This is a genomic window from Arsenicicoccus sp. UBA6765, from assembly GCF_002453335.1.
Lineage (GTDB): Bacteria > Actinomycetota > Actinomycetes > Actinomycetales > Dermatophilaceae > Arsenicicoccus > Arsenicicoccus bolidensis.
This window is the reverse complement of record NZ_DKGR01000033.1, coordinates 22,147-44,561: the sequence shown is the minus strand read 5'-3', so window position 1 is coordinate 44,561 and position 22,415 is coordinate 22,147. Positions and strand designations below refer to the sequence as shown.

Genomic DNA, 22,415 nt, shown 5'->3' with positions numbered 1-22,415 from the left:
CGGCCGGTCCGGGCACCGGATGGTGCCGGACGTTCTCGTCCGAGAGAAAGAAGCAGAGCACGTGACTGTCGACCACGCACAGCCAGCAGGAGCCGGGGGCGCTCCCGTGGACGTCTCCCAGATCCCCGTCGTCATCCTCTGCGGTGGCCAGGGCACCCGCATCCGCGAGGCGAGCGAGAAGCTGCCCAAGCCGATGATCGAGATCGGCGAGAAGCCGATCGTGTGGCACATCATGAAGACCTACTACGAGCACGGCTTCCGCAACTTCGTCCTGTGCCTGGGCTACAAGTCCGACGTCATCAAGAGCTACTTCCTGGACCGCCGCCGCCTCTCGGCCGACGTGGTCCTGCGACCCGGCGCGGAGCCGGAGTTCGTCGGTGGCGAGGAGATCGAGGAGGACTGGACCATCACGCTGGTCGAGACCGGCCTCGACGCCGGCACCGGCGGTCGCGTCAAGCTCGTGAGCAAGTACCTCGACGCGCCCTGGTTCATGCTGACCTACGGCGACGGCATCGGTGACATCGACATCAGCGCGGAGGTCCAGCACGCCGTGCGCATGGACAAGATGGCCTGCGTGACCGGCGTCCACCCCGCGAGCCGCTACGGCGAGATGCACGTGGACGACAAGGGCGAGATGGTCACCGAGTTCAACGAGAAGCCCACCCTCGCGACCGGCTGGGTCAGCGGCGGCTTCTTCATGATGAAGCGGGAGTTCGTGGACCGCTACCTCGCCGACATCGACGAGGAGGACATGCTCGAGAAGAAGCCCCTGCAGCAGGTCTCGCGCGACGGCGAGCTCGCCGTCTACGAGCACGAGGGCTTCTGGATGGGCATGGACACCTTCCGCGACTGGAAGGAACTCAACGGCTTGTGGGACGCCGACAAGGCTCCCTGGAAGATCTGGAAGGGCTGACACACATGAAGGTTCTGGTCACTGGTACCGAGGGCTACCTCGGCTGTCTCGTCGCCGCGGAGCTCATCCGCGACGGCCACGACGTCACGGGCGTCGACACGGGCTTCTACGCCCAGGGATGGCTCTACAACGGCGTCGACCTCGGCGCCAAGACGCTCCGCAAGGACATCCGCAACCTGACCGTCGAGGACGTCCGCGGCCACGACGCGATCGTGCACATGGCCGAGCTGTCCAACGACCCGCTGGGCGCGCTGATCCCCAACGTCACCTACGACGTCAACCACAAGGGCTCGGTCAAGCTGGCCGAGCTGGCCAAGCAGGCCGGTGTCTCGCGGTTCGTCTACATGTCCTCCTGCTCGGTCTACGGCGTCGCTGACGGCGTGGTCGACGAGCAGTCCCAGGTCAACCCGCAGACGGCCTACGCCGAGTGCAAGGCCATGGTCGAGCGCGACGTGCTGCCGATGGGCGACGACAACTTCTCGCCCACGTTCATGCGCAACGCCACCGCCTACGGTGCCTCCCCGCGCATGCGCTTCGACATCGTGCTCAACAACCTGTCGGGCCTCGCCTACACCACCAAGAAGATCGCGATGACCTCGGACGGCACCCCGTGGCGTCCCCTGGTCCACGCCCTCGACATCGCCAAGTCGATCCGCTGCGCCATCACCGCGCCGCGCGAGGCCGTGCACCAGCAGATCTTCAACGTCGGCAAGACCGAGCACAACTGGCGCGTCCGCGAGATCGCCGAGATCGTCGGCGCGGCCTTCCCGGGCTGCGAGGTCACCTTCGGCGACAACGCCGGGGACAACCGCTCCTACAAGGTCAACTTCGACAAGATCGCGTCGCAGCTGCCGGGCTACGCGAGCGACTGGGACGCCGAGCGTGGCGCCCAGCAGCTCGCCGAGGTCTTCACGACCATCGACCTGGACGAGGCGACCTTCACCGGTCGCGGCCACACGCGCCTGAAGCAGCTGGAGCACCTCATGCGCACCAAGCAGATCGACGACCAGATGTTCTGGACCAAGCCGGCTGGGAGCATCGTCTGATGGAGTTCCGCACCTTCCACATAGAGGGCCCTGCCCTGATCGACCTCAAGCTCCTGCAGGACGAGCGAGGCTTCTTCGCCCGGACCTTCTGCACCCAGGAGTTCGAGGACGCCGGCCTCACGCCGGCCGTGATCCAGTGCAACATGTCCTACAACTACAAGGCCGGCACGATCCGCGGCATGCACCAGCAGATCGACCCGGCCCCCGAGGCCAAGCTGGTCCGCTGCATCCGCGGCCGCATCCTCGACGTGATCGTCGACATGCGCCCCGAGAGCCCGACCTACCTGCAGCACGTCAAGGTCGAGCTGACGGCGGACAACCGTCAGGCGCTCTACGTGCCCGAGTACTTCGCGCACGGCTACCTGACGCTCGAGGACGACTGCGAGGTGACCTACCAGGTCTCGCACGCCTACACGCCCAACACCGAGCGCGGCTTCCGCTACGACGACCCGGCGTTCGGGATCGACTGGGGCCGCGAGGTCGAGGTCATCTCGGACAAGGACGCGGCCTGGCCGCTCTTCGCCGAGCGCGACGACGTCGAGAAGCCCGCGACGCTCCCGGCCCCGCGCCAGGCGCAGCTCAAGGAGGATGCATGATCATCGTCGACACCGCCCTGGCCCAGCGCGAGGCCGAGGGCAACCCGATCCGCGTCGCCCTCGTGGGCGCCGGGTTCATGGGTCGCGGCTTCGTCAACCAGGTCACCAACTCGGTGCCCGGCATGGTCGTCGCCGCCATCGTCAACCGCACCCAGGCCAACGCCGAGCGCGCCTACACCGAGGCCGGGACCTCGGAGTGGGAGGTCTGCGAGGACGCCGCGGCCGTCGACGCCGCGGTCGAGGCCGGCAAGGCCGTGATCACGAGCGACCACAAGGCCGTCACCGAGGCCGGGTCCATCGACGCGATCGTCGAGGCCACCGGCGCGGTGGAGTACGGCGCGCACGTCGTCGCCGACGCCATCGAGGGCGGCAAGCACGTGGTGCTGCTCAACGCCGAGGTCGACGGGACCGTGGGCTACGCGCTCAAGCAGCGGGCGCTGGCCAAGGGCGTCATCATCACGGGCTGCGACGGCGACCAGCCGGGCGTCCAGATGAACCTCTACCGCTTCGTGAAGTCCATCGGGCTCACGCCGCTGGTCATGGGCAACATCAAGGGCCTGCAGGACGAGTACCGCAACCCGACCACCCAGGAGGGGTTCGCCAAGCAGTGGGGCCAGGACCCCTACATGGTGACGAGCTTCGCGGACGGCACCAAGGTGTCCTTCGAGCAGGCGCTGGTCGCCAACGCCACGGGCATGACGGTCGAGAAGCGCGGCCTCAAGGGCGCCGACCACCGTGAGCACATCGACACGGCGACCAAGCTCTACGACGTCGAGCAGCTCAAGGAGCTCGGTGGCGTCGTGGACTACGTCGTGGGCGCCCAGCCGGGTCCCGGCGTGTACTGCTTCGCGACCCACGACGACCCCAAGCAGCAGCACTACCTCAAGCTCTACAAGCTGGGTGACGGGCCCCTGTACTCCTTCTACACGCCGTACCACCTGTGCCACTTCGAGGTGCCGCTGACCGTCGCGCGCGCCGTCCTCTTCGGGGACTACGCGATCACCCCGGCCGGGAAGCCCACCGTCGAGGTCATCACGGTCGCCAAGCGCGACCTCAAGGCCGGCGACACGATCGACGGTCTCGGCGGCTACGACACCTACGGCCAGTGCGAGGCCGCGGGCGTCACCGCCGACGAGGGCCTGCTGCCCATGGGCGTCGCCGAGGGCTGCGTCCTCAGGCGCGACGTCAAGAAGGACGAGTACTTCACCTACGCGGACGTCGAGCTGCCGCAGGGCCGACTCGTCGACGCGCTGCGCGAGGAGCAGGCCTCCCTGGCCTGACGACTCACTCCGTATGCCGGAGCCCGCCGCCTGCCTCGACGAGGTAGGGGGCGGGCTCCGGCATACGGGGCAGGTCGTCCGCTGGTCAGGCGATGAACTCCCGCACGGCGGCGGCGACCTCGTCGTCGAGCCCGGCGAGGAGCTCGTCGTGCGAGGTGACGCGGTAGCTCCGTGGCCCCTGCCAGTCGGCCGCGAGGACGTGGTGGCTGTCGAACCAGAAGTGGTGCGAGGGTGACTCGTCGACGAAGAGCGTGACGGTGCCGAGCTGCTGGTCGGGCCGCCCGGGCAGCTGCACGGTCTCGGGGTTGCCGACGCTCAGGTGGGCGCTGCGGGGTGCGTGCTCGGGCGCGGACTCGTCGAGCACGTGGAACTCCTCGTCGGTGTGCGAGCCGGCCAGCATCTGCTCCAGCACCACGGACTGGGCGCTGCTCGGGATCGTGTCGCGGGGGATCGCGTGGGAGGCGCCGTCGACGTCGACCGTCGTGCGGTCGGTGCGCCGGGCGGACGTGGATCCCTCAGGGGTGCTCAGCGAGCAGGACGTCCAGTCGCGCACGTCACCGGTGTGCGTGAGCAGGTGGTCGGTGCGCTGCAGCCGCTGCCCGTCGCGATAGACGAGGAGGCTGCGCAGCTGGGTGGAGGTCAGACGTCGCACGAGGGCACCGACCTTGCGTCCCCCCACGTGGAAGCTCTCCATCGAGATGTCCATGTCGCGACCGTAACCGAGGGTGACAGGGCGCCCAACCGGTGCCCGTATGTCGGTCGGGTGCCGGGTCTCCAGAAGGACGCGGCCGACACCGGGGGTGGGTGCGCCGCATCCTCGTCGAGGTGCGAGGATGACCTGCACCAACCAGTGACGAGGAGGTCACCATGGACGAGCGTCGCGTCAAGGTCCTGGACGCCGTGGTCCGGGCGTGGACGGAGAACGGCAGCAATCCCGACTACACCGCGCAGCAGCACGAGAGCGTGCGTGCGGCGATGCCCACCCTGGCGCGTGCCCTGGACGAGCTGGTGATGGAGCTCAAGAACGGCCACCGCAGCTCACAGGGGTGAGCCCGTCACTGGGGGCGGCCGCGTCGCGTCCGCAGGAACCACGCGCCCAGCGCCAGGCCGAGCGCGAGGATCACGCCGAAGAGCAGGTAGCCGAAGCTGAGGTCTCCCTGCTCGCCCTTGGTGACCGGGCGCTCGGTGGTGCTGCTGGGGGTCGGGCTGGTGGTGTCGGCCGGCACGGCGACGACGAGGCGCTGCGGCGTCGCGGACGGTGCCGCAGACGCGGCGGGGACCGTGGCGAGAGGGACGGCGGCGGCCAGGGCGGTCACGGCCGCGCGGCGCATCCAGGTGCGGGAGGACATGTGAATCTCCTTCGGCTGGGCACTCGTTGGTCCCGTCGCGCATACCCCGGCGGACGCGGCTCATGCCGTCGGTGACCGCCGGTGGCGGATTCGGGGAGGGTGCCGGGGGCTCGCTGGTCGTGCTCGACCGGGGCCAGGGGGTCAACGGCGAGCTCGTGCTGCGGACCGACGGGGCAGACCTCGAGGTGATCGCCAACGGCGTGTTCCTGATGGACACCCGCCTCACGGTCTCCGAGCGCCTGATGGTCAGCGCGACGCTGGCCCGGGTGCGGCCGGGCGCGCGGTTGCTCGTCGGCGGTCTCGGCGTCGGGGCGTCGGTGGTCCAGGCCCTGGAGTCGGGGGTGGGGCGCGTCGACGTCGTGGAGGTCGAGGCCCTCGTGGTCCGGTGGTGGGAGCGCTACTTCCGGGCCCACTGGGGGCTGTCCGGCCGGGACCTGGACCGGCTGCGGGTCATCCGGGCGGACGTGGGGGAGCACCTCTCGACGACGCAGGAGACCTACGACGCCATCGTGCTCGACACCGACAACGGTCCCGAGTGGCTGGTCCACGAGCGCAACGCGGGTCTGTATGCCGTCCCCGCCCTCCTCGTGGCCGCCCGGCGCCTGGCGCCGGGCGGCAGCTGCGTCTACTGGTCGGCCTCACCGTCCGACGCCTTCGAGGGGCGGTTGCGGCAGGTCTACGCCGACATCGAGCGGGTCGACGTGGGGCGCTTCGACGTGGGGCGCGCGGACGCCTCGCCGGACGTGCTCTATGCGTGCCGGCGACCGCTCGACCGCTCGCCCGGAGACCGCTGACCGCTGACCGGTCAGTGCGGGTCCTCGCGCGGGTTGGGCAGGAAGTACCCCGCCATGGCGAACATCGTGGCGAGCATGATCGCGCCCCGCAGGTAGCCGAAGCGCAGGTCGCCGCTCTCCCCGAGGGTGCGCTGGCCGCGTGGTCGGGCGGCGGGCACCTGGGCGGGCGCGGGCGCCGGGGCCGGAGGCGGGATCGCCGCAGCGCCCAGCGCGGACGAGACGAGGCTCGACGAGGTGGAGGCCGGCGGACCGGTGGCAAGAGCCACGGACGCGGAGGCGCCGGGCACGGGTGCAAGGAGCAACGCTCCGGTGGCGAGGGTGGCGAGGGTGGCGGCGGCGAGGCGGCGCACCCGGATCGTGGACGACATGGCGACTCCTGGGGACTCGCGGCTCGTGCGCGTCGGAGCGGCTGCCCGGCGTGTACCACCAGGCCTACTCCTTCGCACGGCGAACGGGGAGTCCTGATCGATCGGATCGCCAGGCGGTAGCCGTGGTGTCGTCAGCCGGTCGCGAGGGTCGCGGACGCCCTCACCTCGCCAGCCGCAGCTCGCCGTCCTCGAAGTGGGCGGGCACGGCCGAGATCACGGCCTCCGGCGGGATGGGGCCATAGACGTGCGGGAAGGTCTCGCCGCCCTCCTCCGCCGCCTCCAGCTTGAGGTGGCTGCGGCCCAGCAGCGCCGGCTCGATGATCAGGACGACCAACGGTCCCGGCACGTCGCGGTAGAAGCGCCGGGCCGTCGCGGGAAGCTGCTCGGGGGAGGAGCAGTGGATGAACCCCTCCTGGTCGAGCGTGCGGCCGTGCGTCGACGTGGTGTAGGCGCCGGCATCCCGGCCCTCCTCCCACGCGGCGAGGGTCGTGAGGTGGCCGATGATGTCGGCGCTCTGGGGCTTGCCGGCGTTGCGCCTCGGGCGTCGGGTCATGACCCCATGGGACCACGGGTGCGGGTCACCAGTTGGCGAAGGACCCCCGGAAGATCGCCGCGACGTCGTCCTCGGTCACGTCCTTGGGCGCGGCGGCGAGCAGGCGCTGCTGCTTCATCGTGCCGCCGACGAGGTGGTCCACGTCGCTCTCGTCGTAGCCGACGGCGGCCAACCAATCGGGGATCCCGATGTCGCGCATCAGCCGGGCGAGGACGGTCGGGAGGAGGTCGGCCGGGTCGTCGGTCATCTCGGCCTGCGGGTCGAGCATGCGGGCGGCCTCGACGTGACGCTGCGGGTTGGTGTCGAAGGTGAAGCGGAAGGCCTCCGGAGCCGTCAGCGACACCGACATCCCGTGCGGCACCATCGGCTCCTCGCGGGGGTAGCCCTCCGGGTGGAAGTCCTTGACCCGGCCCGCGATCGGGTAGGCGTTGGCGTGCGGGATGTGCACGCCGGCGTTGCCGAACCCCATGCCCGCGAAGGTCGAGGCCAGGGCCATGTCGGTGCGGGCCTGCTCGTCGTCACCGTGGTGCACCGCCCGCCGGAAGGACGTGGCGAGCAGCTGCATCGCGCGGCTGGACCACATGTCCGAGACCGGGTTCGCGCCGCAGTAGGGGACGCGCTCCTCGGGCGTCTTGCGTTCGTAGGTCGTGTAGGGCCTCGCGGTCCAGCTCTCGAGCGCGTGGCACAGGATGTCCATGCCCGCGCTCGCGGTCACGCCCGCCGGCTGGGTGAGCGTGAGTCGCGGGTCGACGACCGCCATGGTGGGGCGCAGCGCGGCGTGGCTGATCCCGGTCTTGACCTGCTGCTCGAGGACGTCGAGTACGCAGATCGTGGTGCTCTCCGCGCCCGTCCCGGTGGTCGTGGGGACCGCCACGAGCGGGTGCAACGGCTGGGACGGCGCCCGTCCCTGACCGACCGGCACGTTGACGTAGTCCATCAGCTCGCCGGGGTTGGTGGTGAGCAGGTTGATCCCCTTGGCGGTGTCGATGCTCGAGCCGCCGCCCACCGCGACGTAGGCGTCGAACGGTCCGGCGGCACGCGCGTGGTCGATAGCATGCTGGAAGCTCGCGTCCGTGGGCTCCACGTGCACCTGGTCGTAGACCAGCGCCTCGATCCCGAACGTCGCCATCTGGTCCGCGACGCGCTGGGGCGTGCCGGTCGCCGCGATGCCGGGATCGGTCACCACGAGCACGCGCCTCGCGCCCGTGAGGGACAGGTCGTAGCCGATCTCCTCCGAGGCGCCGTTGCCGAACTTCAGCCGGGGGGCGCCATACGTGAAGATGCTCTCGGGGTCGGCGGGGTGATAGCTCATGGTGCTTGCTCCTGCGTGTCGCGTAGCTGTCGTCGGAGGATCTTGCCGGTGGTCGTCTTGGGCAGCTCGTCGACGATCTCCACCGCGCGGGGGTACTTGTAGGCGGCCATGCGCTCCCGGGCCCAGGCCACGATCTCCTCGCCCGTGACGGTCACGCCCGGGACGAGGGAGACGAACGCCTTGACGGTCTCGCCGCGATAGTCGTCGCGCACCCCCACGACCGCGACCTCACGGACCGCGTCGTGGGAGTACAGGACGTCCTCGACCTCGCGCGGCCACACCTTGTAGCCGGCGCGTTGATCATGTCCTTCTTGCGGTCGACCAGGAAGAACCAGCCCTCGGGGGTCATGATCCCCACGTCGCCGGTGCGCAGCTCGCCGTCGCGGATCCCCTCGGCGGTGGCCTCCGGCCGCTGCCAGTAGCCCGGCACCACCTGCGGGCCGCTCGTGGCGAGCTCGCCGGCCTCTCCCGACGGGAGCGCCTCGCCGTCGTCCCCCAGCACGCGAACCGTGGTGCCGCACACCGGAACCCCCACCGAGAGGGCGCCACTGCCTGGATCGACGGGAGCGCGCGCGCCGCGGGGCACGGCGTGCGACGGCGAGCTGGTCTCGGTCAGGCCGTAGATGTTGTGCAGGTAGTGGCCGGTGGCCGCCTCGAACCGGTCGGCCACCGCCGGAGCGATCGGCGCGCCCCCGGAGTAGATGGACCGGAAGCTCGACCAGTCGTCCCGGGCGATCCCGTCAACACCGCTCAGGGTGATGAACGCGGTGACGGATCCGACGGTGAAGGTCGGCCGGTGCTCGCGCATCGCGTCGACCATGACGGCGGCGTCGAACCGATGGGTGAGGACCAGGGACGCCCCGGCCAGCAGCGACAGGCAGACGTGCCCGACGAGACCCGTGATGTGGAACAGCGGGGCCACGCCCAGGACGACGTCGTCGGGGCCGAGGTCCATCCAGGTGCGATAGACCTCGGCGTTGACGACGAGGTTGCCGTGGGTGTTCATCGCACCCTTGGGCTCGCCGGTGGTGCCGGAGGTGTAGGTGAGGACGGCGACCTCGTCGCTGCCGGGCTCCGCCCGCGGCAGGGTGACGCCGCCGGTCGCACGCGCCCGGTCCAGGATCTCGCGCAGCGGCACCGCTCCCGCGGTCGAGGTGCCGGCCGTGGTGCTCATCACGCGGGTGTCGTCGCGCGTCTGGTCGTCGGTGGCAGCCACCGTGATCACGCAACGCACCTGGGTCGCGCCCGACCCCACCAAGGGTGCGGCCACCGACTCCCACAGCTCGTCGAGGCAGACCAGCGCCGTCGCACCGGAGTCACCCAGCAGGTAGGCCAGCTCGTCCGTCTTGTTCATGGGGTTGACCATCACGGCCACCCCGCGGGCCTTCCACGCGGCCAGCAGCGCCACGACGAACGCGGGGCCGTTCTGGGTGTAGACGGCCAGCCGGTCCCCGGCCGCGAACCCCTCGTCGACGAGGTGCGCGGCCAGGGCCGAGGAGCGGGCGTCGAGGTCTGCGTAGGTGAGGACGCCGTCGAAGTAGCGGATCGCCGGGGCGCCGCCGTCGCGGGCGACGGTCGCGGCGAAGGCCGCCAGCACCGAGCCGTGCCCGGCGTCGATCTCGGCCGGCACGCCCTGGCGGTAGAGCGACAGCCAGGGACGGTCGGTGCTGGTGGTCACTTGATGGCCATGGGGTTGACCGGCGTGCCCGCGGCCTTCGCGACCTTCAGCGGCGCCGCGGCATACATGAAGGTGAACTGCCGGTCCTGCGCGCAGTCGGCAGCGAGCTCCTCCAGGTCGCAGATCTCGGTGAGCGCCACACCCAGGTTGCGCATCAGCGCGCAGTGCAGCGGCAGGGCGGCGCCGTTGCTGGGGTCGTAGGTGATCTCGTTGGCGATCGTGTCGGTCGCCAGGTTGGGGATCTCCATCTCGTGGAACCACCGGACGAGCTCGGGGGAGTAGACCAGCCCCGGCTCGCAGAAGTCGTCGTAGAAGCGCTCGCCCTGGTCGAAGAAGTGCTTGAGGAAGTTGGTGCGCACGACGAGGACGTCGTGCTTCTCGATCGGCGTCCCCTGGTCCTCGGCGCAGGCCACGAGGTCCTCGTGGGTGAAGGTCTCGGCCGGGTCGAGCGCCTCCTTGCCGCGCCAGCGCGCGATGTCGATGAGGATGCCGCGTCCCACGACGCCCCGCTCGGCGATGGGGCCGATGCTGGCCTTGTCGAGCCCGCCGACGGTCGTCCGGGCGTCGTAGCCGTTCCAGATCTGGCCGTCGTACCACACGTGGCCGAGGGCGTCGTACTGCGTGGACCCCTGCAGGAAGGCGTCGATCTTGTCGTCGGCATAGTGCAGCCCGCCGGGGAAGGCCGGTCCGCCCGCGCCCTCGTCTCAGCTCGACTCGTCCAGGATCTGGGTGCGGACCGCCGGCGCGCGACCGGGCCAGACGGGGTCGCCCTTGGGGTGACCGATCATCCGCTGGAGGGTGAATACCCGCCCCGACCTGACGCTCCGGATCCCCCGCATCACCTCGTCGTCGGTCAGGAAGTTCAGGGCACCGACCTCGTCGTCCGGTCCCCACCGGCCCCAGTTGGTGGGTGCGTCCTTGAGCAGCTCGTGCATGGATGGCGTCTCGGTCACGATGTCCTCCGGTGTCTCGTCGTCGAGCGACCGTGCGGTCTGCGCCCGCCGTTGGGCGCTACCAGCTAGTAGATCGTCGCCCGGCCCACCCGTCAACGGGTCGGGGTCGACCACGCGACCTCCGGACGACCCGAGCCCGGTGGCCGCCGCCGTCGGGATGAGGGGCTGCACAGGAGAATATACGTAACCGTATATTAGGGCTATGTCGCCGTCCCTGCGCCCGGTCCCCGCGGTCTCCCCGTTGTCCGCGCTCCAGGGTGCGTTGTCAGGTCTGGCATCGCTGGCGGCCGGTGCGCCCGCGGTCCTGCGCGTGCTCTCCGGGGCTCATGCCCGTCTCCTTCGGTGCTGGGACGGTCGGGTCCCCGACCAGTGGTTCGGCGCCCGGCTGCTCGTCCTGGAGACGATCGGACGGCGCAGCGGACGGCTGCGGAGCACGCCGCTGGTCTTTGTGCGCAGCGGCGAGGACCTGGTGGTCGCCGCCACGAACGCCGGTGCCGACGGCAGCCCGACTGGTGGTGCAACCTGCGGTCCGCCGGCGAGTCGATCGTGGTCGTCGACGGGCGGCGGGTGCGGGTCGTCCCCCGGGAGAGTCACGGCGCCGAGCGAGACCGCCTGTGGGGGACCCTGGCCCGCCGCGCCCCGATTGAGGCCTATCAGCGTCGGACGACCCGCACCCTGCCGGTCGTGGTCCTGAGCCCGGAGCGCCCGCAGTCGGGGGCGAGTCCGGCCAGGATCTCGCGACGGGCCGCGGCGTGACGCGCGGCGGGGACGCCCTGCAGGCCTGTGACCTGCGGGTATGTCGGTAGGCCCCGTGGGGCTCGAACCCACGACCCGCGGATTAAAAGTCCGCTGCTCTGACCAGCTGAGCTAGAGGCCCGTGCACCGCCACCCCGGTGAGGTGGTGGTCGGCGCGAGGAGCCAGTCTAGCCGCGGCGGCGGGTGCTCACCGGTGCGCCTGCTGGGACTGGCCGCGCACGATCTCCTCGGCGACGAAGGAGAGCTTCATGTTGAGCTCCTGGCTCGTCCTGCGCAGCACCTGGAAGGCCTGCTCGTCGTCGATCTTGCGGGCCGCCATGATCAGCCCGACGGCCTTGCCGATGGCGCGGGAGTTGTCCAGGGCCTTGGTCAGGTTGGCGGCCTCGCCGCGGGCGCGCACGGTCATGATGGCGACCGAGGCGAGGGACGCCAGGATGGCGCTCTGGTCGACGGATCGCTGGGTGAGGGCGCCAGGCGTGTCGGAGAAGAGGTCGAGGGCGCCGACCTTGGTGCCGTCGATGAGGAGCCGGCACCCGATCATCCCGCGCACCGGCGTGTCGGCGACGACGCGCGCGGCCAGCTCGGGCCACGCCGTGGGCGTGGACAGGTCCGGGTCGAACTGGACGGCCTCGTCGAGGATCGCGTCGAGGCAGGGTCCGTCGCCGATGCTGACCTCGAGCTCGTCGATCCCCTTGGCGATCGGGTCGGTGGCGGCGACGCTGGTCAGCCGCTCCCGGTCGCGCAGGAGGATGGCCGCGCGGTCGCACCCGTCCACGAGCTCGACGGTGGCGTGGACGATGGCGTCGTAGACGTCCTGCGTGGTGGCGCCGGAGTGGACGATCTCGTTGAGGCGGGCGAAGACCTGCGACGCCTCGGGTGGCAGCTGGTCCATGGGCTCGCTCCTCGATCGGGTCATCGGGGCAATGTTACTCACCGAGCGAACCACGTTCACCTCGTCCCACAGGGTAAGGCTCGTCTCCGCCGGGTACGTGAGAGTCGTGTGGGGCGAACCGGCCTATGAGGCAACACCGGTCGGCGCTCACGCGGTTCAGCCACCAGCCGCGGCCCCACACCTGCTGTCACCTGCCAGCCCGGCTGACCCCCGCGCTGACCCGAACCTGACAAGAACCTGCCCCCAACCCCAACCCCAACCCGCATCACGACGGAGCGAGGACGACCATGCCCCAGAGCACCCCAGACCTGTCCGCCATCCCGAAGCAGAAGCAGGAGTGGCCCGGCACCGTCGCCGACCTGGACCCGGCGCCCGACCACGGCGAGGCGTCGTGGGTCGGTCGGGATCGTCTGACCGGGAAGCGGATCCTGATCACCGGAGGCGACTCCGGGATCGGCCGTGCGACGGCCGTGGTCGCTGCCAAGGAGGGCGCCAAGGTCGTCGTCACGCACCTGGCCGAGGAGGCCGAGGACGCCCGGGCGACGCAGGCCGCGGTGCAGGAGGCCGGTGGCACCTGCGAGCTGATCGAGGCGGACCTGCGGACGTATGACGAGAACCAGCGCGTGGCGCGGGCCGCCGTCGCGGCCCTGGGCGGCCTGGACGTGCTGATCGCCAACGCGGCCTACCAGATGACCCACGAGCGCATCGAGGACTTCCCGCCGGAGCAGATCGAGCGGACCTTCGCGACCAACGTGTTCGGGCCGTTCTGGCTGGTGCAGGAGCTGGCGGAGGAGCTGCGCGGCGGCTCGATCATCATCACGACCAGCGTCCAGGCCTACAGCCCGTCGGACAACCTGCTCGACTACGCCGGCACCAAGGCGGCGCTCAACAACATGGTCGTCAACCTGGCCGGCCAGCTGGGCGAGCGGGACATCCGCGTCAACGCCGTGGCACCGGGCCCGATCTGGACGCCGCTGATCCCGGCGACCATGCCCGTGGAGAAGGTCGAGGGCTTCGGCTCCGACACCCCGCTCGGTCGCGCCGGTCACCCGGTCGAGGTGGCGGCGGCCTATGTCTTCCTGGCGTCGGACGAGGCGAGCTATGTCTCCGGGACGGTCCTCGGCGTGACGGGCGGCAAGCCGGTCTTCTGACGGGCTGGGCTCGGGTCGGTCACGCCGGCCCGAGCCCCCGCTCGCGGTGGCCGATCTCGTGCTCCGCGTCGGCGGTCGCGTCACGCAGCCGGTCCAGGACCTCGGTGACCACGGCGAGCTGCTCGGGCGAGTAGTCGTCCAGGACGTCCCGGAACCCGTCCGTCATGGGCTCGAACAGGTGGCTGCTGTCCTCGAAGGTCCGATCGGTCGGGACGAGCAGGACGCGCCGGCCGTCGTCGCCGGCGCGGGTGCGCTGCACGTGGCCGGCTCGCTCCATCCGGTGGAGCATCGCGCTGACCGCGGCGGGGGAGAGGCCCAGGGTGCGGCCGAGGTCGCCGGCGCCCATCGGTGCCCCATGCTCGGCGGCCCGCCGCACCACGGCGACCGCGTGCAGGTCCGCGGCGTGGTGGCCGGTCTGTCGCGCCACCGCGGCGACGTACGAGTTGACCTGCAGGCCGAGCCGGCGGACGGCGTCGCCCACCTCGCTGACGAGGTGGTCCGTCGGCGTCTGCTGGGATCGCTGCTGCGGATCCGGCTGTGGCTGGTGGCGGTTGACCATGACGTATTTCGATGGTGGAATGACTCGACCGTCGAAAGAACCTTTCTTGCGACGAGGGCGTGGTCTGCAAGGGCAGGCGGCCCGATCCTACTTCCCAGGAGGTTGGACCGTATGCCGGACCGTCAGACCGACGTCATCGTGGTCGGCGCAGGCCTGGCGGGGCTCTCCGCTGCCTGCCACCTGCGAGGACGTGGCCACCACGTGACCCTCGTCGAGCGTGACGCCGGCCCCGGAGGGCGCGCCGGGCGCTCCCGCCACGAGGGCTACACCTTCGACACCGGCCCCACCGTGATGACCATGCCGGACCTGCTCGACCAGGCGTTGCGCGCCGTGGGGACCAGCGTCGCCGACAGCGTCCCCATGCGAGCCCTGGACCCCGCCTACCGTGCGACCTTCCACGACGGCAGCACCATCCACGTGCGCCACGGCCACGAGGCGATGCGCGACGAGATCCGGCGCACCTGCGGCAGCGTCGACGCCGCCGCCTACGACGGCTTCGTCACCTGGTTGCGCGAGCTCTACGCCGTCGAGATGCCGCACTTCATCGAGCGGAACTTCGACTCCGTGGCCGACATGCTGACCGAGCCGCGCGCCGTCGCCCGCCTCCTGCGCCTCGGGCCGCTGCGGCGCCTCGGGCCGCTGATCCGGGACCGTTTCCAGGACCCTCGCCTGCACCGGCTGTTCACCTTCCAGGCGATGTATGCCGGGCTGCCGCCCGAGTCCGCCCTCGCCATCTACGCGGTCATCACCTACATGGACACGGTCGAGGGGGTCTACTTCCCCGAGGGCGGCATGGGGGCGATCCCGGTGGCCATGGCCGCCGCGGCCGAGCGCGCCGGCGTGCAGGTGCGCTACGGCGCCGAGGTCGCCCGGCTGCTGCGCTCCGGCACCGACGCCCAGGGCGTCGCCGGGGGCGCCGTGACCGGCGTCGAGCTGGTCGACGGCGAGCGCCTCCACGCCCCGGTGGTGGTCTGCACGCTCGACCTGCCGGTGGCCTACGAGCGGTTGCTGCCGGGGCTGCGGCCGCCGCGCGCGGTGCGCAAGGGCACCTACTCCCCGTCCGCGGTCGTGTGGCACGTGGGCACGGGATCGCCGGTGGGAGAGCAGTTCTCGCACCACAACATCCACTTCGGCGAGCAGTGGAACGAGTCCTTCGACGCGCTGCTGGGCCGCAAGCAGCTCATGCCGGACCCCTCGCGCCTCGTGACCGTCCCCACCGTCACCGAGCCGGCGCTCGCCGCCCCCGGTGGCTCCACGCTCTACGTCCTCGAGCCCGTCCCCAACCTCGAGGGCGGCCAGGACTGGGACCGAGAGTCCGGCCCGATGCGCGAGCGGCTCCACGCCTTCCTCGGCGCCCAGGGCTATCCCACGGACGTCGTCGCCGAGGAGCTGTGGACCCCGGCCGACTGGGCGCGGATCGGCCACGCCCGCGGCACGCCGTTCGCCCTCGCCCACACCGTCACCCAGACCGGGCCGCTGCGACCGTCCAACCTCGAGCGCCGGGTCCCCGGCCTCGTCTTCGCCGGGTCGAGCACGATCCCTGGCGTCGGCGTCCCGATGGTCCTGGTCAGCGGCAAGCTCGCAGCCGACCGCGTCGATGCGCTGGCGGCGGCACCGGGAGGCGCACGGTGAGCGCCCCGGCCGCCACGCCGGCCACCGCACCCCTGGCCCCCCTCGAGCGCGAGGGCTACCGCCGGTGCGCCGCGATCACGCGCCGCCACGGCACCACCTACTACTGGGGCGTGGCCCTGCTCCCCGTCGAGCGGCGACGTCACGTGCACGCGGTCTATGCCCTGTGCCGCGCGGCCGACGACATCGTCGACGAGCCGGGAGCGACCACGCCCGGGCAGGTCCGCGACACCGAGCGGCGGCTCGCGGCCTTCCGGCATACGGTCCTGGAGGCCGTCGACGGCGCCCCGGTGGAGGATCCCGTGCTGGCGGCCGTCGTCCGGACCCTGCGCAGCTGTGCGCTCGAGCAGGCCGTCCTCGACCGCTTCTTCGGGGCGATGGCGGCCGACCTCACGACGACGCGCTACGAGACCTGGGAGGACCTGCTCGGCTACATGGACGGGTCCGCGGCCGTGATCGGCGAGATGATGCTTCCCGTGCTGCGACCCACGACGCCCGACGCCCTCGCCCCCGCCCGTGCGCTCGGCCTGGCCTTCCAGCTGACCAACTTCATCCGGGACGTGGCCGAGGACCTCGACCGCGGCCGGGTCTACCTGCCGCAGGCCGACCTGCGCGCCCACGGGGCCGACCCCGCGCTGCGCCGGGTCACCCCGCAGTGGCGGTCCTTCATGGCCGAGCAGATCGAGCGCAACCGCGGGCTGTATGCCGAGGCCGACCGCGGCATCCCGATGCTGCCCGACACGTCGGCGCGCTGCGTGGCGACCGCCCGCACCCTCTACTCCCAGATCCTCGACCGGATCGAGGCGGCGGACCACGACGTCTTCACCGAGCGCGTGCGCGTGCCGACCCGGATCAAGGCCGCGACGGCCGCGGCAGCCCTGGTGCGGCGGCCCAGGGGAGCGGGGGCGTGAGCGGACTGGCCGGGCTCGAGGGGCTCGCCTACCTCGCCTGTCTGCTCGTGTCGTTGGCCGGGGTCGCGACCATCGACCGACGGTGGCGGCTCTTCGTCTGGGACCGCCCTCGCGCAGCGGTGGTGGTGCTGGTCGTGGGGCTCGCGTACTTCGTCCTGTGGGACCTCGCCGGCATCGCGCTCGGGCTCTTCCACCGGGGCGACACGCGCTGGATGACCGGCCTGCAGGTCGCCCCCGAGCTGCCCGTCGAGGAGCTGTTCTTCCTCGTGCTGCTGTGCTGGTCGACGATGTGCCTGTGGTGCGGCGGGCGGCGCTGGGCCCGTCACCGGGGGGACGCGCGATGACCTTCGCCCTCGTCAACCTGGTCATGCTGGGCCTCGCCGTCGTGGGGGCTGCCGTGGCGCTGCGGGCGTCGGGCCGTCGTGGCGGTGTGGGGCGTCGGGACCCGTGGCTGCGCCCCCTGCTGCTCACGCTCGTCGGGCTGGCCCTGCTCACGGTCGTCTTCGACAACCTGATGATCGCCGCCGACCTGTTCGACTACGGCGACCAGCACCGCAGCGGGCTCCAGCTCGGGCTCGCCCCCGTGGAGGACCTCGCCTACCCGTTGGGCGCCGCCATTCTGCTGCCGGCCCTGTGGGTCTGGTTGCGGGACAAGGAGATCCGGCGATGAGTCAGCAGAGCCAGCAGAGTCGGCTGGGGCGCCTGGTCGCCTCCTCCCGCCCGCTCAGCTGGGTCAACACGGCCTACCCCTTCGGGGCGGCCTACCTGCTCACCGCCGGGCGGCTGGACCTGCGGGCCGTCGTCGGGATCGTCTTCTTCCTCGTCCCCTACAACCTGCTCATGTATGGCGTGAATGACGTCTTCGACTACGAGTCCGACCTGCGCAACCCCCGCAAGGGCGGTGTGGAGGGCATCGTCCTGGACCGGTCGCTGCACCGGCTGACGCTGTGGGCCGCCGTGCTGCTGCCCGTGCCGTTCGTGCTCTGGCTGCTCGCGCACGGGTCGCTCGCGGCCGGGATCGTGCTGGCGGTGTCGGTCGCAGCGGTCGTGGCCTACTCCGCGCCCGGGCTGCGGTTCAAGGAGCGGGCGTTCGTCGACTCGATGACCTCGAGCACCCACTTCGTGTCGCCCGCGGTCTACGGCGTCGTGCTGGCGGGGGTCGCCCTGCCCTGGCAGGGCTGGGTCGTGCTGCTCGCGTACTTCCTGTGGGGGATGGCGAGCCACGCGTTCGGGGCTGTGCAGGACGTCACGGCGGATCGCGCCGCCGGGATCGGGTCGGTCGCGACCGTCATCGGGGCGCAGGCCACCGTGCGGCTCAGCGCCAGGCTGTATGCCGCGACCGGGCTCCTGCTCGCCACCACGGGACGCTGGGGCCTGCTGGCCGCGCTGCTCGTCCTGCCCTACCTGTGGATGGTGTGGCCCTATCGCTCGCTCTCCGACGAGGAGGCGCCGCGCGCCAACGGTGGGTGGCGCAGGTTCCTGTGGATCAACTACGTCGTGGGGTTCCTGCTGACCCAGCTGCTGATCGCTCGCTGGCTGGTCGGCTGACCCGCGTCGCGACCAGGGCGGCCACGAGCCCCCCGACCCCGTCCGCGACCAGGTCGGTGAGCGAGTCGGCATACGTGACGTGGATGGCGGGGTCGACCCAGAGGTGACCGGCCCACTCACCGAGCTCCCAGATGACGCCGAGCAGGAGGACGGCGAGGGTGGTGCTCATGACGGTGCCGAGGGCGGGGCGGGGCCGGCGCGTCGGCAGGTGCAGCAGGAGCAGGGCGATCACGGCCCCGCAGCCGGCGTGGGCCACCAGGTCGAGTCCGCGGACCTGGTCGTAGGTCCCGGCCGCGGCCCACCACCCGGAGGCCAGCAGGACGACCTGCGCGACGAGGTCGGTGGGGGTGTCGGCGTCGACGAAGCGCAGGGCCATCGCCCCGCCCAGCACCAGGAACATCGCGGCCGCGGCCGGGCCGCCGTGCAGCGTCCACGCCAGCGGGACCGTGACGGCCGCGACGAGGCGCAGGAGATCGCCCCAGCGCCACCGGCCCTGGCCGACCAGCCAGTCGTGCCGCGTCACGAGGCCGGGCGCCGGAGGTCTCGGACCGCCGGCGGGAGCGCTGCCGGGTCGCCGACGGGCCAGTCGCGCGGGTCGTCCGGCAGGTCCGCGAGCAGCGCGACCTGGTCCGCGCACCACGGCGACACCGTGGTCGACCCGTCGAGGACGCCGTCGCGCAGCTCGGGCCAGGGCACCCACCACGCGTCGTCGACCTCGGTGGGGTCGGGCGCGAGGTCGGTCGCCGCTCCGACGAGCTCGGCGACGTGGACCGGGCACAGCTCGTGCTCGACGACGCCGTCCATCTCGGCGCGGTAGGCGAAGCCGGGGAGCACCACCCGGGCGACGCCGATGCGCAGCCCCAGCTCGTCGGCGGCCCGCCGCGCGACCGCCGCGGCGAGGTCCTCGCCGGGCGCCGGGTGGCCGCAGACGGAGTTGGTCACGACCCCGGGGAAGGTCGCCTTGTCGCGCGCCCGGCGGGTGACCAGCACCCGCCCCTGGTCGTCGACGACGTAGCAGGAGAACGCCAGGTGCAGGGGCGTGCTCTCGTGGTGGACGGCGCGCTTGGGGGCGGTGCCGATGGCGTGGCCGGCCGCGTCGAGCAGGACGACCTGCTCGGCGCCGGGGGTGTCCGGGACGGCCGGTCGCGCCGGGAGGCCGGGACCGATGGGCACGCCCAGCCGGTCGACCCACCTCAGCCCCGGGGACCCGCCCGAGGCCCACCCGTGGCGCAGCGTGCGCATCGCCATCCGGACGCGGCGCGAGGCCTGGCTGGGGGAGTGGAACATCCGGCCCGCCACCCCGACCCGGAGGCAGGGGTCGAGGACGATCCGGGCGCGCGGCCCGAGCGCGAGGCTGAGGTCGAGGTCGTCGTGCAGCTCGGGGTCGTCGCGGGTCACGAGATGGCGCACGCGCTCCCAGGCGCTGCGCCGCAGCGCCATGTTGGACCCCCACAGCGGTATGCCGGCCATGGCCGCACCCGTCGCGGCGAAGGTCCCGGCCAGGTAGGCCACGGTGGCCAGCGGCGCGAGGCGCGGGGCGAGGTCGTAGAAGACGCCGGGACCCGTGAGCCCGTCGAGGTGCTCGTCGCTCGCGAACCGGCCCGCGACCCGGGCCACCCAGTCGCGTGGCAGCCGGGAGTCCGCGTCGCAGCGCGCGATCACCTCACCGGTCGCGCTGTCGTAGCCCCGGGCCGCCGCGGCGGGCACCCCCACCACGGGCTCGGTGACCACGCGGGCGCCATACGACCGGGCGAGGGCGGCGGAGCCGTCGGAGCTGCCGTTGTCGACGACGACCACCTCCCACGGGGCGACGGACTGCCGGGCGAGGTCTGTGAGGCAGCGGCGCAGGTGCTCCGCATCGTCGCGGACGGGGACGACCACCGACACGCGGGGCAGCGAGGTCGTCGGGTCGGATCGTTCCATGACCGAAAGATATCCCGATAGGGTGAGGTCATGGAGCACTGGCGCGAGGCCTTCGCACGTCATCTGCAGGCCGAGCGCTCGGCCGCTGGTGCGCAGGACCCGTCCGCCCGGACGCGTCGCCGCGTGGTCGCCGCGCTCACCGTCGTCGTGGCTGCCTCGGTCCTGGCCTGGGCGCTGCGGATCAAGCCCGGCGACGAGCTCTTCTACCCCGCCACCCTCGGCCTCGCGGCCGTCCTGCTCGTCGGCGCCCTCGTCGCCGGTCGCCCCCTGCGTGCCACCGAGGAGCTCGGCAAGCGCCGGGCACCTCTCCTGGTGCTCGTCGGGCTCGGCGTCGGGGCCGTGCTCCTCGTCGTGTTCCTGATCGGCGCCGGGATCGTCGCCCAGGTGCCGGCGCTCCGCGAGCCCGTCGAGCAGCTGCTGGCCCACGCTCGCTGGGGCTCGCTGCCCATCGTCGTGGCGATCACGGCGCTTAACGGCGTGGTCGAGGAGCTGTTCTACCGCGGGGCGCTCTACGACGCCTTCGGCGGACGTTGGGCGGTGGTGGGCAGCACCGTGGTCTACACCGTCGTGACGGCGCTGGCCGGCATACCCCTGCTCGCGCTCGCCGGGCTGCTCGTCGGGCTCGCCGTCGCCGTCCTGCGCCGCCTCACCCAGGGCGTGCTCGCCCCCATCGTCGCCCACCTGACCTGGTCGATCGGCATGCTCCTGCTGCTCGGCCCCACCCTCGAGCTCTTGGAGATGTCATGACTGCTGCTCACCCGGAGACCCGTCTCGGGCTCGTCACCGGCGCCACCGGCTATGTCGGCGGCCAGGTCGTCGGCGCGCTGATCGAGCGCGGCTGGCGGGTGCGCGTCCTGTCGCGCAGCGCCGACAAGGTCCGCGACGCCGAGTGGGGCGACGCCGTCGTCGACGGCACGGCCGGGCCCGGTCAGGTCGAGGTGGTCGAGGGCGACGCGTCCTCCCCCGAGGACCTGGCGACGGCGCTGCGGGACGTCGACGTCGCGTGGTACCTCCTGCACTCGATGGGGGACGGCGACGACTTCCAGGACGAGGAGCGGTCCATGGCCGAGGCGTTCGCGACCGCAGCCCGCGAGGCGTCCGTGTCGCGCATCGTCTATCTCGGTGGGCTGCACCCCGAGGGCGAGGAGCTGTCCGAGCACCTCGCGTCGCGGGTCGAGGTCGGCGAGATCCTGCTCGGGTCGGGCGTCCCCACGGCGGCGCTGCAGGCCGGGGTGGTGCTGGGTGACGGGTCGCAGTCCTTCGTGATGCTGCGGCACCTGTCCGAGCGGCTCCCGGGGGCGATCGCGCCCAGCTGGCTGCGCAACACCATCGCGCCGATCGCCGTCGACGACGCGCTGCACTACCTCGTCGCCGCGGCTGACCTGCCGGCCGACGTCAACCGGACCTTTGACATCGCCGGGCCGGACGTCGTCAGCTATGCCGACATGATGAAGCGCTATGCCTCCGCCCTCGGCCTCGGGCCGCGCCTCGTCCTGACCGCGCCGGTCACGACCCCGCGGGCCGCCGCGCGCTGGATCGGGCTCGTGACGCCGGTGGACTACGAGCTGGCCAAGCCGCTCGTGGGGTCGCTGCTGCATGACACCGTCGCGTCCGAGCACGACCTCGCCGACCTGGTGGGCGAGCCCAGCGGTGGGGCAACGGGATTCGAGGAGGCCGTGCGTCGCGCGGCCCGGGGGTCGGACACCCGGCGCTGGCGCCGAACGCTGGCCTGGACGGGTGCCGCCGTGACCGCCACCGCGGTCGTGGGCTCGCTCGTCACCGACCCCAGCAGCCGGTGGTACCGCCACCTGTCCAAGCCCTCCTGGCAGCCCCCGTCGTGGGCCTTCCCGGTGGCCTGGACCGCGCTGTATGCCGACATCGCCCTCGTCTCCGCCCTCACGATCGCGGACCTGCAGGAGTCCGGCCGCGAGGACGAGGCCCGGGAGTACGCCGTGGCGCTCGGGACCAACCTGGTGCTCAACGCCGGGTGGAGCGCGCTGTTCTTCGGCGCGAAGCAGCTGCGGGTGTCGACGGTCGAGGCCGTGGCTCTCGCCGCCAGCTCGGCCGACCTGGTGCGGCGCGCGGCCGGGGCCAGCCCCGAGAAGGGGGTCATCCTCGCGCCATACGCGGCGTGGACGGCCTTTGCCGCAGCACTGACCGCCGAGCTCACGCGCCGCAACGCCTAGCCGGACCGAGCGCAGCGA

Annotated in this window: 27 protein-coding genes, 1 tRNA gene and 1 pseudogene; 15 read left to right on the top strand and 14 right to left on the bottom strand. The window is 72.0% G+C overall.

What is annotated here, in order from left to right:
• The first annotated feature begins 61 nt into the window (after positions 1 to 61).
• From B4K29_RS09245 to B4K29_RS09230, 4 genes are read left to right on the top strand one after another with little or no spacing between them, the layout of a single operon-like run.
• On the top strand, positions 62 to 913 hold the full coding sequence (locus B4K29_RS09245) for a sugar phosphate nucleotidyltransferase (protein ID WP_051274011.1): 852 nt from the start codon (positions 62 to 64) through the stop codon (positions 911 to 913).
• Between the two features lie 5 nt (positions 914 to 918).
• The gene (locus B4K29_RS09240; protein WP_019284946.1) at positions 919 to 1,959 is read left to right on the top strand and encodes an NAD-dependent epimerase/dehydratase family protein; all 1,041 of its coding nucleotides are present in this window, start codon (positions 919 to 921) and stop codon (positions 1,957 to 1,959) included.
• Positions 1,959 to 2,555 carry a dTDP-4-dehydrorhamnose 3,5-epimerase gene (gene rfbC, locus B4K29_RS09235; protein WP_019284945.1) on the top strand — a complete coding sequence of 199 codons (597 nt, stop codon included), beginning with the start codon at positions 1,959 to 1,961 and terminating at the stop codon, positions 2,553 to 2,555. Before B4K29_RS09240 ends, rfbC begins: the two co-directional genes overlap by 1 nt.
• Complete coding sequence (locus B4K29_RS09230) at positions 2,552 to 3,835, top strand: NAD(P)H-dependent oxidoreductase (RefSeq protein ID WP_019284944.1); 1,284 nt, start codon at positions 2,552 to 2,554, stop codon at positions 3,833 to 3,835. The genes rfbC and B4K29_RS09230 overlap by 4 nt, the downstream gene beginning before the upstream one ends.
• A gap of 85 nt (positions 3,836 to 3,920) precedes the next feature.
• Here B4K29_RS09230 and B4K29_RS09225 read toward each other — a convergent pair whose 3' ends face one another.
• Positions 3,921 to 4,541, bottom strand: a complete 621-nt coding sequence (locus B4K29_RS09225) for a hypothetical protein (RefSeq protein ID WP_286967118.1) — start codon at positions 4,539 to 4,541, stop codon at positions 3,921 to 3,923.
• A gap of 161 nt (positions 4,542 to 4,702) precedes the next feature.
• Between B4K29_RS09225 and B4K29_RS09220 the strand changes: the two genes are divergently transcribed.
• Positions 4,703 to 4,885 (top strand): hypothetical protein, encoded by a 183-nt coding sequence (locus B4K29_RS09220; protein WP_019284942.1) that lies wholly within the window; start codon positions 4,703 to 4,705, stop codon positions 4,883 to 4,885.
• A 5-nt stretch (positions 4,886 to 4,890) separates the two neighbouring features.
• On the opposite strand, the gene B4K29_RS09215 is transcribed toward B4K29_RS09220, so the two are convergent.
• Entirely contained in the window at positions 4,891 to 5,184 is a 294-nt protein-coding gene (locus B4K29_RS09215) for a hypothetical protein (RefSeq protein WP_019284941.1), read from the bottom strand.
• A gap of 62 nt (positions 5,185 to 5,246) precedes the next feature.
• Here B4K29_RS09215 and B4K29_RS09210 point away from each other — a divergent pair, with 62 nt between their 5' ends.
• On the top strand, positions 5,247 to 5,978 hold the full coding sequence (locus B4K29_RS09210) for a hypothetical protein (protein WP_029210769.1): 732 nt from the start codon (positions 5,247 to 5,249) through the stop codon (positions 5,976 to 5,978).
• A gap of 11 nt (positions 5,979 to 5,989) precedes the next feature.
• Here the strand turns inward: B4K29_RS09210 and B4K29_RS09205 are convergent, their stop codons facing one another.
• The 7 genes from B4K29_RS09205 to B4K29_RS09175 form a co-directional block, all read right to left on the bottom strand.
• The gene (locus B4K29_RS09205; RefSeq protein ID WP_286967116.1) at positions 5,990 to 6,346 is read right to left on the bottom strand and encodes a hypothetical protein; all 357 of its coding nucleotides are present in this window, start codon (positions 6,344 to 6,346) and stop codon (positions 5,990 to 5,992) included.
• Positions 6,347 to 6,506: 160 nt separating this feature from the next.
• Positions 6,507 to 6,899, bottom strand: coding sequence for a DUF952 domain-containing protein (locus B4K29_RS09200; RefSeq protein WP_019286890.1), 393 nt, complete (start codon positions 6,897 to 6,899; stop codon positions 6,507 to 6,509).
• Positions 6,900 to 6,924: 25 nt separating this feature from the next.
• Positions 6,925 to 8,211, bottom strand: coding sequence for a hydroxyacid-oxoacid transhydrogenase (locus B4K29_RS09195; RefSeq protein ID WP_286967115.1), 1,287 nt, complete (start codon positions 8,209 to 8,211; stop codon positions 6,925 to 6,927).
• The gene (locus tag B4K29_RS09190) at positions 8,208 to 8,423 is read right to left on the bottom strand and encodes an AMP-binding enzyme (RefSeq protein ID WP_286967114.1); all 216 of its coding nucleotides are present in this window, start codon (positions 8,421 to 8,423) and stop codon (positions 8,208 to 8,210) included. The genes B4K29_RS09195 and B4K29_RS09190 overlap by 4 nt, the downstream gene beginning before the upstream one ends.
• Positions 8,363 to 9,889: a class I adenylate-forming enzyme family protein gene (locus tag B4K29_RS09185; protein ID WP_286967113.1), complete on the bottom strand. Its 1,527-nt coding sequence runs from the start codon at positions 9,887 to 9,889 to the stop codon at positions 8,363 to 8,365. The genes B4K29_RS09190 and B4K29_RS09185 overlap by 61 nt, the downstream gene beginning before the upstream one ends.
• Entirely contained in the window at positions 9,886 to 10,536 is a 651-nt protein-coding gene (locus B4K29_RS09180) for a cyclase family protein (protein ID WP_338021325.1), read from the bottom strand. The genes B4K29_RS09185 and B4K29_RS09180 overlap by 4 nt, the downstream gene beginning before the upstream one ends.
• Before the next feature lie 57 nt (positions 10,537 to 10,593).
• Entirely contained in the window at positions 10,594 to 11,013 is a 420-nt protein-coding gene (locus B4K29_RS09175; protein WP_239261331.1) for a hypothetical protein, read from the bottom strand.
• Positions 11,014 to 11,044: 31 nt separating this feature from the next.
• Between B4K29_RS09175 and B4K29_RS18440 the strand changes: the two are divergent.
• Positions 11,045 to 11,598, top strand: a pseudogene (locus B4K29_RS18440) (nitroreductase/quinone reductase family protein).
• A gap of 47 nt (positions 11,599 to 11,645) precedes the next feature.
• Here the strand turns inward: B4K29_RS18440 and B4K29_RS09170 are convergent.
• Positions 11,646 to 11,719 (bottom strand) — tRNA-Lys (locus tag B4K29_RS09170).
• 66 nt (positions 11,720 to 11,785) lie between these two features.
• Entirely contained in the window at positions 11,786 to 12,490 is a 705-nt protein-coding gene (locus tag B4K29_RS09165; RefSeq protein ID WP_034251968.1) for a GAF and ANTAR domain-containing protein, read from the bottom strand.
• A gap of 287 nt (positions 12,491 to 12,777) precedes the next feature.
• Between B4K29_RS09165 and B4K29_RS09160 the strand changes: the two genes are divergently transcribed.
• Entirely contained in the window at positions 12,778 to 13,641 is an 864-nt protein-coding gene (locus B4K29_RS09160; RefSeq protein ID WP_019286896.1) for an SDR family oxidoreductase, read from the top strand.
• Between the two features lie 19 nt (positions 13,642 to 13,660).
• Here the strand turns inward: B4K29_RS09160 and B4K29_RS09155 are convergent, their stop codons facing one another.
• Positions 13,661 to 14,200 (bottom strand): MarR family winged helix-turn-helix transcriptional regulator, encoded by a 540-nt coding sequence (locus tag B4K29_RS09155; RefSeq protein WP_239261338.1) that lies wholly within the window; start codon positions 14,198 to 14,200, stop codon positions 13,661 to 13,663.
• Between the two features lie 111 nt (positions 14,201 to 14,311).
• Here B4K29_RS09155 and B4K29_RS09150 point away from each other — a divergent pair, with 111 nt between their 5' ends.
• From B4K29_RS09150 to B4K29_RS09130, 5 genes are read left to right on the top strand one after another with little or no spacing between them, the layout of a single operon-like run.
• Entirely contained in the window at positions 14,312 to 15,832 is a 1,521-nt protein-coding gene (locus B4K29_RS09150) for a phytoene desaturase family protein (protein ID WP_019286898.1), read from the top strand.
• The gene (locus B4K29_RS09145; protein WP_240483940.1) at positions 15,829 to 16,740 is read left to right on the top strand and encodes a phytoene/squalene synthase family protein; all 912 of its coding nucleotides are present in this window, start codon (positions 15,829 to 15,831) and stop codon (positions 16,738 to 16,740) included. Before B4K29_RS09150 ends, B4K29_RS09145 begins: the two co-directional genes overlap by 4 nt.
• The gene (locus B4K29_RS09140) at positions 16,737 to 17,084 is read left to right on the top strand and encodes a lycopene cyclase domain-containing protein (protein ID WP_019286900.1); all 348 of its coding nucleotides are present in this window, start codon (positions 16,737 to 16,739) and stop codon (positions 17,082 to 17,084) included. The genes B4K29_RS09145 and B4K29_RS09140 overlap by 4 nt, the downstream gene beginning before the upstream one ends.
• On the top strand, positions 17,081 to 17,410 hold the full coding sequence (locus tag B4K29_RS09135; RefSeq protein ID WP_029210761.1) for a lycopene cyclase domain-containing protein: 330 nt from the start codon (positions 17,081 to 17,083) through the stop codon (positions 17,408 to 17,410). Before B4K29_RS09140 ends, B4K29_RS09135 begins: the two co-directional genes overlap by 4 nt.
• Positions 17,407 to 18,288, top strand: a complete 882-nt coding sequence (locus tag B4K29_RS09130; protein WP_019286902.1) for a prenyltransferase — start codon at positions 17,407 to 17,409, stop codon at positions 18,286 to 18,288. Before B4K29_RS09135 ends, B4K29_RS09130 begins: the two co-directional genes overlap by 4 nt.
• Here the strand turns inward: B4K29_RS09130 and B4K29_RS09125 are convergent.
• Together B4K29_RS09125 and idi are read right to left on the bottom strand one after the other, a co-directional pair.
• Complete coding sequence (locus B4K29_RS09125) at positions 18,227 to 18,811, bottom strand: hypothetical protein (RefSeq protein WP_029210760.1); 585 nt, start codon at positions 18,809 to 18,811, stop codon at positions 18,227 to 18,229. The two genes, B4K29_RS09130 and B4K29_RS09125, sit on opposite strands and share 62 nt — an antisense overlap.
• A complete protein-coding gene (idi, locus tag B4K29_RS09120) occupies positions 18,808 to 20,211 on the bottom strand; it encodes an isopentenyl-diphosphate Delta-isomerase (RefSeq protein ID WP_240483939.1) in 1,404 nt (467 codons plus the stop codon). The genes B4K29_RS09125 and idi overlap by 4 nt, the downstream gene beginning before the upstream one ends.
• A 30-nt stretch (positions 20,212 to 20,241) precedes the next feature.
• On the opposite strand from idi, the gene B4K29_RS09115 reads away from it, so the two are divergent.
• Both B4K29_RS09115 and B4K29_RS09110 read left to right on the top strand, forming a co-directional pair.
• Entirely contained in the window at positions 20,242 to 20,958 is a 717-nt protein-coding gene (locus B4K29_RS09115; protein WP_286960146.1) for a CPBP family intramembrane glutamic endopeptidase, read from the top strand.
• Positions 20,955 to 22,397: a tryptophan-rich sensory protein gene (locus tag B4K29_RS09110; protein ID WP_029210758.1), complete on the top strand. Its 1,443-nt coding sequence runs from the start codon at positions 20,955 to 20,957 to the stop codon at positions 22,395 to 22,397. Before B4K29_RS09115 ends, B4K29_RS09110 begins: the two co-directional genes overlap by 4 nt.
• Positions 22,398 to 22,415: the final 18 nt, after the last annotated feature.

Excerpts from the sequence above, each read along its gene's own strand:
- B4K29_RS09240 (WP_019284946.1), top strand. The coding sequence starts at position 919 with ATGAAGGTTCTGGTCACTGGTACCGAGGGCTACCTCGGCTGTCTCGTC.
- rfbC (WP_019284945.1), top strand. The coding sequence starts at position 1,959 with ATGGAGTTCCGCACCTTCCACATAGAGGGCCCTGCCCTGATCGACCTC.
- B4K29_RS09230 (WP_019284944.1), top strand. The coding sequence starts at position 2,552 with ATGATCATCGTCGACACCGCCCTGGCCCAGCGCGAGGCCGAGGGCAAC.
- B4K29_RS09225 (WP_286967118.1), bottom strand. The coding sequence starts at position 4,541 with ATGGACATCTCGATGGAGAGCTTCCACGTGGGGGGACGCAAGGTCGGT.
- B4K29_RS09220 (WP_019284942.1), top strand. The coding sequence starts at position 4,703 with ATGGACGAGCGTCGCGTCAAGGTCCTGGACGCCGTGGTCCGGGCGTGG.
- B4K29_RS09215 (WP_019284941.1), bottom strand. The coding sequence starts at position 5,184 with ATGTCCTCCCGCACCTGGATGCGCCGCGCGGCCGTGACCGCCCTGGCC.
- B4K29_RS09210 (WP_029210769.1), top strand. The coding sequence starts at position 5,247 with ATGCCGTCGGTGACCGCCGGTGGCGGATTCGGGGAGGGTGCCGGGGGC.
- B4K29_RS09205 (WP_286967116.1), bottom strand. The coding sequence starts at position 6,346 with ATGTCGTCCACGATCCGGGTGCGCCGCCTCGCCGCCGCCACCCTCGCC.
- B4K29_RS09200 (WP_019286890.1), bottom strand. The coding sequence starts at position 6,899 with ATGACCCGACGCCCGAGGCGCAACGCCGGCAAGCCCCAGAGCGCCGAC.
- B4K29_RS09195 (WP_286967115.1), bottom strand. The coding sequence starts at position 8,211 with ATGAGCTATCACCCCGCCGACCCCGAGAGCATCTTCACGTATGGCGCC.
- B4K29_RS09165 (WP_034251968.1), bottom strand. The coding sequence starts at position 12,490 with ATGGACCAGCTGCCACCCGAGGCGTCGCAGGTCTTCGCCCGCCTCAAC.
- B4K29_RS09160 (WP_019286896.1), top strand. The coding sequence starts at position 12,778 with ATGCCCCAGAGCACCCCAGACCTGTCCGCCATCCCGAAGCAGAAGCAG.
- B4K29_RS09155 (WP_239261338.1), bottom strand. The coding sequence starts at position 14,200 with ATGGTCAACCGCCACCAGCCACAGCCGGATCCGCAGCAGCGATCCCAG.
- B4K29_RS09150 (WP_019286898.1), top strand. The coding sequence starts at position 14,312 with ATGCCGGACCGTCAGACCGACGTCATCGTGGTCGGCGCAGGCCTGGCG.
- B4K29_RS09135 (WP_029210761.1), top strand. The coding sequence starts at position 17,081 with ATGACCTTCGCCCTCGTCAACCTGGTCATGCTGGGCCTCGCCGTCGTG.
- B4K29_RS09130 (WP_019286902.1), top strand. The coding sequence starts at position 17,407 with ATGAGTCAGCAGAGCCAGCAGAGTCGGCTGGGGCGCCTGGTCGCCTCC.
- idi (WP_240483939.1), bottom strand. The coding sequence starts at position 20,211 with ATGGAACGATCCGACCCGACGACCTCGCTGCCCCGCGTGTCGGTGGTC.
- B4K29_RS09115 (WP_286960146.1), top strand. The coding sequence starts at position 20,242 with ATGGAGCACTGGCGCGAGGCCTTCGCACGTCATCTGCAGGCCGAGCGC.
- B4K29_RS09110 (WP_029210758.1), top strand. The coding sequence starts at position 20,955 with ATGACTGCTGCTCACCCGGAGACCCGTCTCGGGCTCGTCACCGGCGCC.